The following is a 13,357-nucleotide window of genomic DNA, read 5'->3' on the forward strand; positions in this document are numbered from 1 at the left end:
TGGAAGCATGGCCAACAAGCCGGGAGGAGGACAATCCACCGAAGTGTTATGCAGAAAAGGTGACCAAGACCTTCGAACAGGTAGCCAGAGACAACATCCCTTACTTGAAAAATAAGGCCAATCTGCCGGTATACCGGGCGCTGAAGGGATTGGTTGGTTTTTAAAACAGGATAAGAAATGACCAAGAGAGTACCCTCAAACAATGAATCCGCTTACATCCATGAAGGGGATAAAAAACTCTGCCCGGAAATACTTGACTCACACGCTGGTTTATGGCGCATTGTTTCTTTCCTGAGTTTATGTTATGGGTAACCGGCAGGATTTTTGCTTTTTGAGTTATCATCATCGAATAAGTTATGAGGGAGAGCAGGAAGCAAGCGAGTCTGCTGGTCAATCAGCGGACAAAACAACACTGGTTGTAGGCCTGCCGAAGCGGTTAAGTTTAATATTGAGCGGATGATGGATCCAAACAATGGGTCACCCCGTGCCGCTGAATTACAATCTATCGATACCATTGAAGTGATAGATGAGCATAAATTAGAAGTTCAGATGTTTATGTTGAATAAGGGGATCCCCATGTGCTGACCATTCAGGGCTGACAGAGCGGATTCAGCGAGAACAACTGGGGCTTAACTTGCCCCTCTATATCCAGTATTTCAATTGGTTGACAGGTATTTTGCAAGGTGATTTTGGCGTCTCCTTAAAAGATAATACCCCTGTCTTATCCATTCTGCTTGAAAAACTGCCGGTCACCATTCAGTTAACGGTATTTTCCTTTATCATAGCCCTCTTAATCGCTATCCCGCAGCATTATGTCGCCTGCCATCTGGTTTAAGTTACAATGAACATACAAGGCTGTAGTCAGCAAGGCATATATTTTGTGAAAGAGAACAAACGATTATATTTGGGGGAGGGTTTTATCATGCATAACTGCAAGCACACCATTCACCGCCACCAGCACCATTACGTGTGGGACAACCGTTTGGAACCGGTGTTAAGAGTAGAACCGGGCATCAGTGTCAATTTTGAAGTGTTTGATGCTTCCGGAGGACAATTATCTCCTCGATCCACAGCTCAGGATGTGGCCCGTTTGGACTTTGAACGGGTCAATCCGGTGGCTGGCCCTGTCTATATTGAGGGGGCCGAACCGGGGGATACACTGGAAGTAGAGATTGAGGGTTTTGGCCAGCCCAGTTGGGGATGGACGGCCATTATCCCTGGCTTCGGCTTGTTGAGTGATCAGTTTAACCAACCATACCTTAAAGTATGGGAATTGACCGGCAAACAGACAGCTGAGTTTGCTCACGGCATAGAGATTCCCATCCGTCCTTTTCCTGGTACCATCGGGGTAGCCTTGCCTGAACCAGGACAACATAGTGTGGTGCCGCCCCGCAAAAATGGAGGGAATATGGATATTCGTCACCTGACCCGGGGAACCCGTCTGTTTTTGCCGGTTTGGGTAGAGGGGGCACTGTTCTCGGTTGGAGATACCCATGCTGCCCAGGGAGATGGTGAAGTATGTGGAACAGCGATCGAAGCAGGGATGGATATCCAGCTCAAGTTTAAGCTGCACAAGGGCAAACAAATCCAGGAACCTCAATTTATCACACCAGGTCCGTTAACAACCGGTCTGGATGAAAAAGGGTATTACGTTACCACTGGCTATGGTGAGGATTTAATGACAGCGACCAGAAAAGCCGTCTCCTACATGATTGAACACCTTGAACAAGAGTATGGTCTTTCCGCTCAAGAGGCCTATGCCTTATCCAGTGTGGCCGTCGATTTGAAAATCAGCGAAGTGGTCGATGTGCCCCATTATCTTGTGTCGGCCTATTTGCCGCTCGCTATTTTTAAGTAACCAGCAGTGTAAAAGATATAAACAGCCACATGTTTCCCGGACAGTGTCACTATCCCGCAACAAAAAGCACCTCCCGTCAAGGTTGTCAAAACCTGAGCAGGAGGTGTTTGTATTTGACAACAGATTGATTGAAAACTGTTAAATCCACTGTTTTGTCGTCACTTTTTCCCGGGAAATGTTGTCGAAATCGGCAAGTTTATCACCGGTTGACAGGTTTCCATTCCCTGTCCAGCATCCCGTAAACCGCATGATCCACATAATGGTCATACAGCCACTCCGCTTCTCGAATAATGTCTTCAAATACAAATCCCAGCCGTTCTGGAATCGCACGGCTTTTTTGTTTTCCACCGCTAGGTTAGGTTTTGTTAGAATATTTAGGTTTTTTGCAGTGTCAGCCTTTTACGACTGGTTTTGCTGTTGATGAGCCGGACCTGGGTGTAGTGGATCATCAGCATAGCCGAGCCTGGCCGGTTTGCTGCTGATGTGCTGGGTGAGAGATTGGATGCAGAAAGTGAGCTGTTCCAGCTTACTTTCAATCCGGGTTAACAGGTAAAAGGTGACCAGAATGGGAAAGCTGATCTCTGCCACTAAGGCGATCCAATCCACGCTTCATTCCTCCTTTCATTAACCGCTGTGTGAGCATCAATAGGAGAGAGAGGATTGTTCCGCTTATCCCCTCTCTCCCGTCACTGCCTGCTGCCACGGTACTCTCCTGTCATGTGCCCCCTTAGGACATGAGTTCGATCTCCTCCACATAGCGGTCGACGATGCGGGCACCGCGTTTGCGGACAAGATCACCACCGGAGGAATCAAATACATTTTTGGCAATAATCTCGTCCATCACCTGAGAGATGAAGACGGGATCGGCAGGTTCCACAGGGGACTCCAGTGTCAGGCGCACTGCCCGTCCCTCCATATTTTCAAAGATTAATTCCAGTGTTTTGGACATCTTGTTCACCTCCTTTGTCCGTGGTTGATCGTGCTGGTATCAATGGGGAGCTGTCCTGGTTTGGGACCGCCCCCGGGGACGGCCCCCGTTTCACCGCCCTTATTCGATGTTGATCAGGGTCGCCCGGTCAGCACGCTCCGTTTCAACCAGCAAGTGGGTTTGCAAGCTGGCCAGGGCTTGGGCCACCTGGTATAAGTCTTCATCTGTGGCTGTGGGCTTCACCCGGGAGAACGTTTTGCTCCGTTCAATCGGGTTGCCGTCTTCGTCGTCGCCCACGTAGAAGACCAGGATCAGCCGGGTGTCATAGGGATTGCTCATGACGGCCATTGATGCACCCTCCTTTCGTGATGGAGACTGGGGATTCACTTGTCATCCCGGGATGCACTCCTTATATACACAACGGGTTAGATAAGGGGGGACAATAGATCCCGCATTTTTTTCAGCGCCCGTTTTTTCCACGTTTTGACGGTGTGGATGGAGACATTCTCCCGCCTGGCCAACTCACTTAGCGGAACCGCGTTGACAAGGTGCTCATGCAGAATCAGCCTTTCCCTTGGTGACAACGGTCCCTCCATGACAGCCAAAAGCTCTTGCCACATGAACTGCTCTCCTGGGCAGACGGCTGTTTCATCCCTCCATTCCACTTCCTGTTCTCCGTCTTCAGTGCGGATAGCACTGAAAGGAACAACGGCAGACTGTTTCCCCTCTTTGTTCAGGTAATTTAAAATACGGCCGCGCACGTAGCGAGTGGCATAAGGAGCAAAAGGGCCTTGCCGGGGGTCATAGTTGAGATACGCTTCCCACAAGGCCAGGCGGCCCACCTGCAGCACATCTTCCCTGTCCTGGTAAATATGGAATTTTTTCAAGGTGCCGTACAATAAGGGCTGAAACTGCTCATAGATCTCCTCAAAAGGGGGAAAAGGGGGTTGCTTCACAGAGTTCTCCTCCTGTGGGGAGGAGCCGGCTCCTCATGTTTTTGCGCACCCTTACTTTACGCCAGGTGACACGGGAGGGACAAAAGCGGAACAGCAAGCTTGACAGGCCTAAAACAGGTGGTAAGAGACTGGTAGCCATCATTTTGGACAAATACAAGATAAACAAAAAAGCCCAATAAAAAAGTTCCTCTCCTCCTTCCGCTAAAGTTCTGGACAAGGGAAGGGGCAAGGAACAGGGGCCTGGCTGTTGGTCAGGGAGATTGTATGCTTCGGCTGGGGGCTATTTTTGTTCATCGCTGAGGCTGTTTAACACAGCCTTGGAAAAGTGCCGGAAATCAGCAAGATGCTTGGTAATGATTTGTTGAACAATATTGAGGTTTAAAGCCTGGTAATCGTGAACAGCAATATTGCGGAAGCCAACCATCGCTTTCATCCGCTTGGCCAGAGAGGCACTGATGACACCATGCTGGTGCAGAATGTCGAAAGCATCACGGCTGCTTTGCGGTATATCCCATTTATGCCTGGCAATCAGATGCATAGCCAAATCGATGCTGGCTTCGCATGCTCTTTGCAGATTAAGAATAATGGAATCTTGCTTGGTATAGTTGTACAGATTGGCAGGGTTGTTGGCATATTCTTCATCAATACGTTTCAGGCAGCGCTCAATCACCTGGGTTTTGTTAAGGATCACATCAGGTGTCATAGATACTCCCCCTTTCTTTAATCCCGTCCAAAATGGCTTTCCGCTCCTCATTCAGCCGGGCATACATTTTCAAGATGGTTGCTTCGTACTGGAGGCGCCGGTTTTCATTTGTACAGTAGATCACCTGCCCGGTGGATATGATTTGCACCTGGAACACCGTTGAAGCGGCCTTAAGGTTAACAAGGTCCACTTCCTTGTCGATCAAGGAGGCAATCTCCTGGCCAGTCATAAACAGTGTATAGGGCTCAACAACGCTTTCAGCGGCAACTGCCAGATCAAGGTCACTGTCTGGCCGCTCCGTTCCTTGTGCATATGAACCAAACAGATAGATCACCCAAGGGGAGAGTTTCGTTGTTAATACATCAATAATGCGCTGTTGCTGTGCAGTGGTTAACATTTTTGCCGCTCCTTTGCTTAGGGTTCATTTTGGTCGCAACACTTTGTCTCAACACCTTTAAGAACAGTTTACCACTCTCTGCGTCATTCCGTATAGGTCCACCGGTTTTCTTGCACCACCAGACGGCCTTGATGCAGCTGGTCAAATTCAAGCTGTACCAGACGGGCGCTGCGCAGTTGCTGCTGGCAAAACAATTTGGAATGATAAACCTTCACGCTGTAATGGTTTAGCTCCAGTTCGGACAATGCAGGCGAATGTTCGCGAATGCCACGCACCGCTTCGGCCAGGATCCAGCCTGTCCGTGACTGGCGGCCTATGGGCTGGCGGGTGTTAAACGGAGCCAGTACCCACCGGCTGGACAGGGGCAGAGGAATCATTTTCTTCTTGCCGATGACTTGTCCATAGCGGCGGCGCAGCGTCGGCAAGTCGGTTCCGAAGTAAGCCAGCACCTGCTTCAGAAACGTCTGGGCTTGTACTTGGACAAAATGTTCCTGTCCCTTCTGATCGACGAGCATGGCAATATCCCCTGTTTCCGGTACGTTGACGGGGAGTATCGCCTGTCCTTTGGAGACAAAAAATTCGATATTTTGCCACTTCATGGCACCGTATGCCCTCCTTGCATCCGAATGCTGTAATGTTTAGTATACTACGAACATATGTTCTTAGTCAAGTTTTCCAGGGTATTTCTCCGTTCCTAAATTTGGACGGGCTGAAGTCCTGATTCAACATTTGACCCTCACTTTTCACAAAGATGTGTCGGAATCTATTAAATGTAAAATAGGTACTACATTTCTAACTTTATAGACATCTGACCGTGTACATATCTATATCTATATATATATATATATATCAATACACAAGTCCATATATCTATCTTTACAAATCATCAGCCGGTTCAGACCGTATCAGAGGAAGAGGCCTACATGATCGAAACGATCCAAAATCAACTGGAGCGACAGCAGGAACATTCACAGCGAATCCCTGGGATCAGTCTGCCTGTCCAGGACCATAGGGGCAGTCTGCCTGTCCAGGACGTTGAGTAAGAACAGGGAAAAATCAAAACTGAGAGCAGGGCCAGAGCAGGGCAGCCATGAGCCTGCTCTTTTTATAATGTTAGAAAGAATATAGCAAGCGGCACATAATCGTGTATAATGAAAGGAAAATGATAGAAAGAGAAAGGAAGTGAAACATGCGCGGCAAAGCAAAAGGTGCGTTGCATCTCGTTTTGATACTCTCCATTGCGGCACTTTTAATCTATGGAAAATTATTCTGGCCCCCGCCGTCCCCGGTTGCATCGAGTGCCGGTCAACAGAGAGCCGCCCAACCGGCAGTGGACAAACGCTTGCTTGATTATGCCGCGATTGAAGCGGTTTCAGGTTTTGAGTATCAACTAGCACACAGCGAAGGGCTGCAAATGGTAATTGGTGAGGGAAATGTTTCCTTTGACAACGGTGTGACGGTTACAGTGGATGAAACAACCGTGGAAGTGGCTGACAACGGTGAAACTCACATCATGCTTGACATGCATAACTTAACCCTGTCCACCTTTTCGGCTCCTGTACATAGAGGCGGTATTCAGTTAGCCACAGTCATAGCGTCCGGGGGTGAGATCCGGGAGGTGATTCAAAACCGGGAGCTGGACATTCCCGCCACCCGCATCCCGCGCACGAAAGAGAAGCTGTGGGAGGACAATACCGGGATTCGCGTGGCCGTCTTTGGTTCCAGCTTGTTGCACCCCCTTGAGCATGAAGCGGACTGGGCGGACATGATCTTTAACCCTGCTTATAATCATGAGTACGAAGATTTAGGCTTAAATCTGTCCAAACCTAATGTGGTGGTCCACCATTATACCGGGATCAGTCCTTCTGCTCATTTCGGTTTGGTACAGATGGGGCAGGGAATCAGAGAGGACGGAGACACAGCCCGTTTGTTTGATCCCGCTTATGATCTGGCGATTGTAGGTTATGATGTGGGGTCAGGACAATTGGCTGTCGTGGAAAATCTGATCCGGCAGTTGCGCCAAGAAGACATCGAAGTGATCTTGGTGGCTGTCTCTTCAGGTGAACACGGCCGGGAGGGGGAGTCGTCCGCCTACCAAACACTCAACATGTTGGCAGATATATGGGGAACAGAGCTGGTCGATCCTTGGGGCTATTTAAATCACGGTGAGACACAACATGCGTTTGAGGCGGACGGCCGCTTATCCTTGGCAGGCCAACAGGCGTTGGCCCAGGCCATTCGCTCGGTCCTCAATAAACGCAAACAAAGAGCCGAAGAGATTGAGCTGCCGGAGACCCGTTACCCTGTGGCTCAAAGCCATGGCCAGCTGGAATCTATTCCTGCTTATGCCGAAGTGATGTTTGAGCCCCTTAACCATAGCGGGGAACATACTGGAGGGCAGGTGGATGACCTGTACCGTAACCCTGCCTTGCGTTGGGGGGAGCGTCATGTTTCCAACTATATCATTGAGCTCAGGCCGGGGCAAGCGGCCTATTTCAAGCATCCCCGCGCCATGGCTGTTGATCTTTTGGTGGATTTGTCTTCCCAGTTCACCGCTGATCTTAAGGTAGCCAGTGATGCGGTGATTCTTGACAGTGTGAGCGGAGGAAAGGACGGCTGGCATGAAATTGGATTGATCAAGGGGATCAGTCCCGAGCGGTACAGCCAATTTCCTTTTCTTTACGAAATAGGCTTCAATATTGAAGTGACCAGCGGCACCATGAAGTTGGTCGGAACGGTGTTTTATGTCGAGGATGAACAGTAAAGTAAATTTAAAGTAGGAAAACGAAAAACCCCTTCGAACAGCGAACGCGAAAAAACCCCGGAAACGGTCTCGGACCACCCCGGGGATTCTATTTACTCATTAAGCTGCATATGATCTTTTAAAATAGATTGGATGCGCTGGCGCTCCCCTTCATCAACAATAAAGTAATAAATGCCGTTAATCATTTGCCCCTGCCCGTGTAAAGTGAGCGATTCTATATTGCGGGCCGCATCCAGATAATGTTTGCTCAGGCGGTTGATGTCCTCTTGGCTCTTGTTAGTGCGCACATTGGCTTCAATCACTTCCATGATAGCGTCCATTTTCCACAGGGTTTTGACAGACGCTGCTTCGTTGACCAGCGCCATAATAATTTGGCGCTGCCGGTCATTGCGCCCAAAATCACCGCGGGGGTCCTGTTTGCGCATGCGGGAATAGGCCAGGGCGGCCTGGCCGTCCATGGTCATTTCCCCTTCCCGGAAGGAGTACCCCTCATAATCAAAGTTTTGTGTCACTTCTACGGTCACGCCGCCTAGAATATCAATGATGGAGACAAAGCCTTCCATATTGACTAACGCATAGTAGTCAATGGGGATGTCTAAAAAGTTTTCCACCGTGTCGATGGTCATGTCAATGCCGCCAAAAGCATAGGCATGGTTGATTTTATCCTGAACCCCCCGCCCCACAATTTCGGTGCGCGTATCTCTGGGAATACTTAACAGATAGGCATTGTTTTGTTGGGGGTTAATCGTCATCACCATGATGGTGTCTGTCCGTCCCCGTTCACCTGGCCGGGCATCAATGCCGAGCAGCAAGATCGAGACCGGATCGTCTTCGTCCGGCTTCTTCTCTCTCAGTTTGGATGTTTCCCCCCGTTCCAGAGGTTCATAAATACTTTCTGTGGTTTTATTTAAAGAGCTGTATAAGGAATAACCATAAATGCCAATCCCAAGTACAGTTGCGCACAGGATAGACATCATAATTAAAAGAACTTTTTTTGACATTGGTCGACCCCTTTCTTCATCCAACATCAATAATAGAAAAAAATCTGCAAAAAGTAAATCTATTATTTTTGAACCATTAGAAGAGAAAATTAGAGACTTGCTCACAGTGATGTAAACTTTTGGTTAGCTTTTTTATTTCTTTTATAGTACAATAGACATAACTGTCTAAACCAACAAAGGTTGGTGTTCAGCATGAAGTGCAGAATGACGGGAAAATGGGGAGCGGTGCTCCTCGTGATAGCCCTCTTGTTTACATATATCCCATCTGCCACAGCGAATGAGCAGGGAGATGTCCTTGACCGTCTGGCCCCCTTGTACGGCTCTTATGATTTATACAGCCGCTCATCTGTTACGGTGATTGTTGAAATTGAGTCGCCGTCACTGGTTGAGGCCAAACATCTGGGTATCTCCCAAACACAAGGGTATTTGGCCAGCAAGCGCCAGCAAGTGATTAACCATATTCAGGCTGAGATTCCGTCCGCTGAGATCGGCACGGAATATGAATATCTTTTCTCGGGAATGGCGATCACACTGCCGGCCCTTGCGATTCCCAAGCTCCTTGTCACGCCGGGGGTCAGGGCGGTCTATCCCAATGTGACCTATTCGGTGGATATGAATCTGGATAAAGGGCTGATTTACCAGTTTAATCCGGAAATCATGGATTCACCTTCCTTGAGAGGGTTGGAACGGGTCAGGGAACAATGGGGCTACACAGGAAAAAATGTCAAGGTGGCCATCGTGGATACGGGGGTGGATTACACCCACCCCGATTTGCAAAATGCCTTTGGTGAATATAAGGGATGGGACTTTGTGGATAACAATGATGATCCGCAGGAGACCACAGCGGGCAATCCTGGCGGAGAAGCCACGACCCACGGCACCCACATTGCCGGCATCATTGCGGCCGATGGCGACCTGAGCGGAATTGCCCCTGGAGTGACCCTGCTTGCCTACCGGGTGATTGGTCCAGGCGGAACTGGCACCACAGAACGTGTGCTGGCTGCCTTGGATCGCGCGGTGCAGGATGAAGCGGATATCATTAATCTCTCCCTGTCTGGAGAACAGCCTGATTGGGCGCTGGGCAAGGCTATTCACTGGGCACAGGCTGAGAATGCCATTGTGATTACATCGGTGGATATGCATGCGCCGGTTGATCCTAGCACTCTAAGGGCCGATAACCCTCTGCCGCCGGTTGTCGTGGGTACGCTGCCCCTGACCGCCATTGAGTATGGTGCCGATTTTGACTTCTCCGGACAGGTGCAGCTCAAAAATATCAATGTGATTGGCTACAGGGAGAACCAGGATGTCAGTAAGCTGGCAGAGGGGAACTATGACATTGCCTATGTGGCCTTTAACGATGTGCAGGAAATCAGGCGGATGGATCTCAAGGGGCAGATTGCCGTCATGAGTGATAAGCAGTTGCCCATTATCGACTATGTGAAGGCGCTGGATCAAGCCGGAGCTGAAGCAGTGATCATTTACATGACGGAAGAAGAACCGCAGCCTCTGCTTATTCCTGGCTTGCCTCTGCCGACCTTTGCCATTTCATATGAAGAAGCTGTGCGGATTTATCAGGCAATGCGGGAGGGCAAGGATCAAATATCCGTCAACCTGAAACAGATTCAAGTTTCGGACGAGAGTTGGGCCAGAAGCAAGGGTGACCAGCCAGGGTCCCACCCGGTCAAGCCGGATCTTCTGGCACCTGGCCAGCGCATTATCAGCACCATCGCCACCCATCAGCTGGAAGCCCCTCACGGCTATGCGGCAGCGCATGGTGCCCAGATCTCTGCCGCCCATGTCAGCGGTGCTGTGGCGCTTCTGCTGGAAGCCGGCCACTTGGCAGATGAGCGGTTAATGACGGATGAGATGAAAGATTTACTGTTCCAAACGGCAGACAGACAAAATGATCTCGCCTTTGAGAGAGGCGAAATAACCGGCACCGGGAGTGACGGTGCCCGACTCGATCTGTGGAAAGCTGTCCAACAGCTTAAGTCCAACCAGAATCAAACTGATAACAACGCTCAGGCCAAAGGTAGAGACCAGGCAGACCAGAATGACGGGACCGTCCTGGATGCTGCCTTCCATGTGAAAGAGAGGGGAGCGTCCGCCTTTGACTTGGAGCTTGAATTGAACCGTCCCGTTGATCTGGTTCAGTTTTGGGTGTTCTCTGAGACCTATGAATACATGGGGGCCATTGACACCTATGTAGCGGCGGAGGGGCGGGTCCGTATCGAGGGCTGGAACGGCGTAATTGAACAACAACCTTTGCCCGAAGGAACCTATTATGTGATTGCCTATATTGAACATCATGGACAAAGTGAGTATGTGTACGGCGAAGCGATCCAGCTGGAGAAGAGGAACGCAGAGCGTGCCTCCTTGCTGCACGCCCCTCGGGATCTGGCTTTAAGATAACAAACTAAAACGAACGATAAAACAAGGGCCTGTCCTGCAGCTTCACGGTAGGACAGGCCCTTGTATGCCTTTTAGGGCCCCCCTCTTTGTTTCATCCTGTTTATGGGAGATCATAAGTTTTTTAGCCTTAGTGATTGTTAAAAAGTGGCTGAGGCGATATAATTTCTAATATGCTTGATACAGCTTGTCACATGTTGGTCGGGAGAAGGAGAAGGTGATGATCGATGAAACCGGGATATGAACCCCAACCGGAACGACTGCCGGCTGAAGCGAACGGTTTGCACCCAGAGCGGGAGAGTGAGGAACAGGCAGGCTCCTTCTGGGCGTGGCTGACCGTTTTGTATGCACCGGGTGACACCATGGCGCATGCCCTGTCGCGCTTCAATCTGTTGCTGCAATGGTCTGTCTTGGCTCTGGCGGCAGGCGTGATTGGCGGTTTGACCGCTTATGCCGCTTATGTCCGGGGGCTTTTGTTCGAACAGTGGGGAGAGTTTTTGGCCTCGGGAGAGCTGGCCTTAGGGTCCGCTTTTCTCCCGGCGTTTGTTTTACTGAGCGGACTGGGACAGGCAGCCGGCATGGCTGTATCCGTTCTCGTTCCAGCTGTCATTCTGTTCAGCTTTCTCCGCCTTGGCGGGGAGATGGTTTCCTTTGACCGTGTGCTTGGCATAATGATCCTTTCTTTCACCCCTGTGTTGATCGGCCAGGTGGTCAACCTCCTGCTGCTGGACTATGGCACACTGCTGGTGGCGAAGACCAGTGCGGCTTATGCCTTGCTGGGGATGGTGGAGCACCCCTTTATGCTGGCCCTGCTCAGCTCGGTCGATGTGTTTGATCTGTGGCGGTATGCCCTGGTCGGCCTGGGGTTGAGCAGGGTCGCGCGCATACCGCTGGCCAGCGGCATGGGGCTGGCTATGGGCTATTGGGCAGTCTCCGTCATCGTGCTCTCATTGCTGGCGTTTATAGGTGAGAGCAGGCTGTGGTAAAAAAAGGAGAACGAGAGGCAAGAAGGTCAGGAGGATGTGAGTGCAATGGGGAAAAAGCTGTTGGTCATGGTGGCGGGACTTTTGGGTCTGGGCCTGTTTTTGGCCCTGAATGCGGCGCTGGGTGAGAACGCCGGGGATGGATTTGAGCGGCCGGCGCTGAACACCAAGCGGCTTGAGCCCCAAACGGTGGAGCACCTTTTGCCTGTTGAAGGGCAGGTGGTCCCGGCCGAAACCCAGTTGGTTTATCTTCATGCCCACCCGGCCCAAATAGAGGAGATCTATGTCAGGGCAGGGGATGCAGTTGAGGAAGGAACCCCCCTCTTCCGTTATATTCAACAGGCGGATGAGCAGGGGCGGGCGTGGGACATTGAAGAAGAACGTCTGACCCTCCAGCGGGATCATCTTGACGATTTGGCCGGCTGGGCGGAAGACCACATCAGCAATCTGGACAAGTATATTGGCCAGTTGGAACAGCGGGCAGCTGGAGCAGAAGAAGAGGAACAAAATACGGGTGATCAAGCCCTGTTGTATGATTTGCTGCTGACCAAAGGCGAATGGGAGTACAGGCAGCGTGAACTTGAGTTTAAGCGCCGGCTGGCGGAGACCGAGCAGAAACAGCTGGAACACGAAAAACAGTTGGCTGAGCAACAGTCAGAAGACGGAATCGTGTACAGCCGCATAGACGGTATTGTTACCAGTATTCAGCTTCCACAGGGCAGTAACGGGGAGCATGGGAAACCTTTTATGACCATCGAGTCGACGGAGGCTGTGTTGGCCGAAGCACGGCTGTCGGCCGAAGAGACAGCGCACCTCTTGCCGGGACAGACGGTCCGCCTTGAGGCCGATGTTTTGCCTGAGGAGACATTCACCGGCGTTGTTTCAGCGGTATACTACGCGCCGCAAGCCGGGGAAACAGAACCGAAACAAGATGAGCAGACCGGCATTTCCACCGATCCGGACCGCCCTTATGTTGTGCTGGTTGAGGTGGAGCAGCCGGCAGCGCTCTTGAAGCATGGCTACCAGGTGAAGATGGATATCACGCTGGAAACGATTGAAGGGGCATGGGTGGTGCCAGAGTACAGCATTGTGCACAAGGATGACACCGCCTATGTCTACCTGTATGACGAGGGAACCCTCACCCGCCGCGAGGTGCAAACGGGGATTGAAACAGAGGAGGGCGTCCAGATCACAGAAGGCATCGGTCCGGATGATGATCTGGTCCTGGCCCCGTCTTTCCGGAGACTGCTGAAAGATTTCCTGCTCTTTAACCGCTTATGGCCTTTCACAGGTTAAAAAACCTGATGGATAAGCCATAAAACAAAGATAATGATAATAAAAAGCCCCCTTTCCGGAAT

Annotated in this window: 15 protein-coding genes and 1 pseudogene; 7 read left to right on the plus strand and 9 right to left on the minus strand. The window is 50.6% G+C overall.

Features of this window, described 5'->3' with window-relative positions; translation table 11 throughout:
* Positions 1–634 precede the first annotated feature (634 nt).
* Both IEW48_RS11185 and IEW48_RS11190 read left to right on the plus strand, forming a co-directional pair.
* Positions 635–835 carry a hypothetical protein gene (locus tag IEW48_RS11185; RefSeq protein ID WP_188623826.1) on the plus strand — a complete coding sequence of 67 codons (201 nt, stop codon included), beginning with the start codon at positions 635–637 and terminating at the stop codon, positions 833–835.
* An 87-nt stretch (positions 836–922) separates the two neighbouring features.
* On the plus strand, positions 923–1,858 hold the full coding sequence (locus IEW48_RS11190) for an acetamidase/formamidase family protein (protein WP_188623827.1): 936 nt from the start codon (positions 923–925) through the stop codon (positions 1,856–1,858).
* A 199-nt stretch (positions 1,859–2,057) separates the two neighbouring features.
* On the opposite strand, the pseudogene IEW48_RS17090 reads toward IEW48_RS11190, so the two are convergent.
* The 5 genes and pseudogenes from IEW48_RS17090 to IEW48_RS11210 all read right to left on the minus strand — a co-directional run.
* Positions 2,058–2,198: pseudogene (locus IEW48_RS17090) on the minus strand (GNAT family N-acetyltransferase); the annotation flags it as partial.
* Between the two features lie 59 nt (positions 2,199–2,257).
* Entirely contained in the window at positions 2,258–2,464 is a 207-nt protein-coding gene (locus tag IEW48_RS11195; protein WP_188623828.1) for a YvrJ family protein, read from the minus strand.
* A gap of 121 nt (positions 2,465–2,585) precedes the next feature.
* Entirely contained in the window at positions 2,586–2,807 is a 222-nt protein-coding gene (locus tag IEW48_RS11200; protein ID WP_188623829.1) for a DUF2922 domain-containing protein, read from the minus strand.
* Between the two features lie 99 nt (positions 2,808–2,906).
* Positions 2,907–3,134 (minus strand): DUF1659 domain-containing protein, encoded by a 228-nt coding sequence (locus IEW48_RS11205; RefSeq protein WP_007503261.1) that lies wholly within the window; start codon positions 3,132–3,134, stop codon positions 2,907–2,909.
* Positions 3,135–3,211: 77 nt separating this feature from the next.
* Positions 3,212–3,742, minus strand: a complete 531-nt coding sequence (locus IEW48_RS11210) for a sigma-70 family RNA polymerase sigma factor (protein WP_188623830.1) — start codon at positions 3,740–3,742, stop codon at positions 3,212–3,214.
* Between the two features lie 35 nt (positions 3,743–3,777).
* Here IEW48_RS11210 and IEW48_RS11215 point away from each other — a divergent pair, with 35 nt between their 5' ends.
* Positions 3,778–3,921 carry a hypothetical protein gene (locus tag IEW48_RS11215; RefSeq protein WP_188623831.1) on the plus strand — a complete coding sequence of 48 codons (144 nt, stop codon included), beginning with the start codon at positions 3,778–3,780 and terminating at the stop codon, positions 3,919–3,921.
* A gap of 101 nt (positions 3,922–4,022) precedes the next feature.
* Here IEW48_RS11215 and hepT read toward each other — a convergent pair whose 3' ends face one another.
* From hepT to IEW48_RS11230, 3 genes are all read right to left on the minus strand, one after another.
* Positions 4,023–4,445 carry a type VII toxin-antitoxin system HepT family RNase toxin gene (gene hepT / locus IEW48_RS11220; RefSeq protein WP_007503266.1) on the minus strand — a complete coding sequence of 141 codons (423 nt, stop codon included), beginning with the start codon at positions 4,443–4,445 and terminating at the stop codon, positions 4,023–4,025.
* A complete protein-coding gene (mntA, locus tag IEW48_RS11225) occupies positions 4,435–4,842 on the minus strand; it encodes a type VII toxin-antitoxin system MntA family adenylyltransferase antitoxin (protein ID WP_188623832.1) in 408 nt (135 codons plus the stop codon). Before mntA ends, hepT begins: the two co-directional genes overlap by 11 nt.
* Before the next feature lie 83 nt (positions 4,843–4,925).
* Positions 4,926–5,441, minus strand: coding sequence for a hypothetical protein (locus IEW48_RS11230; protein WP_188623833.1), 516 nt, complete (start codon positions 5,439–5,441; stop codon positions 4,926–4,928).
* 590 nt (positions 5,442–6,031) lie between these two features.
* Here IEW48_RS11230 and IEW48_RS11235 point away from each other — a divergent pair.
* Complete coding sequence (locus IEW48_RS11235; protein WP_188623834.1) at positions 6,032–7,606, plus strand: hypothetical protein; 1,575 nt, start codon at positions 6,032–6,034, stop codon at positions 7,604–7,606.
* A gap of 92 nt (positions 7,607–7,698) precedes the next feature.
* Here IEW48_RS11235 and IEW48_RS11240 read toward each other — a convergent pair whose 3' ends face one another.
* On the minus strand, positions 7,699–8,607 hold the full coding sequence (locus IEW48_RS11240) for an LCP family glycopolymer transferase (protein ID WP_188623835.1): 909 nt from the start codon (positions 8,605–8,607) through the stop codon (positions 7,699–7,701).
* Between the two features lie 192 nt (positions 8,608–8,799).
* On the opposite strand from IEW48_RS11240, the gene IEW48_RS11245 reads away from it, so the two are divergent.
* The 3 genes from IEW48_RS11245 to IEW48_RS11255 all read left to right on the plus strand — a co-directional run bounded on the left by IEW48_RS11245 (position 8,800) and on the right by IEW48_RS11255 (position 13,295).
* Complete coding sequence (locus tag IEW48_RS11245; RefSeq protein ID WP_188623836.1) at positions 8,800–11,019, plus strand: S8 family serine peptidase; 2,220 nt, start codon at positions 8,800–8,802, stop codon at positions 11,017–11,019.
* Positions 11,020–11,243: 224 nt separating this feature from the next.
* The gene (locus tag IEW48_RS11250; protein WP_188623837.1) at positions 11,244–12,002 is read left to right on the plus strand and encodes a hypothetical protein; all 759 of its coding nucleotides are present in this window, start codon (positions 11,244–11,246) and stop codon (positions 12,000–12,002) included.
* A gap of 45 nt (positions 12,003–12,047) precedes the next feature.
* Positions 12,048–13,295, plus strand: a complete 1,248-nt coding sequence (locus IEW48_RS11255; protein ID WP_188623838.1) for an efflux RND transporter periplasmic adaptor subunit — start codon at positions 12,048–12,050, stop codon at positions 13,293–13,295.
* The last annotated feature ends 62 nt before the right edge of the window (positions 13,296–13,357 follow it).

Source organism: Caldalkalibacillus thermarum (assembly GCF_014644735.1).
In the GTDB taxonomy this organism is placed as follows: Bacteria; Bacillota; Bacilli; order Caldalkalibacillales; family Caldalkalibacillaceae; genus Caldalkalibacillus; species Caldalkalibacillus thermarum.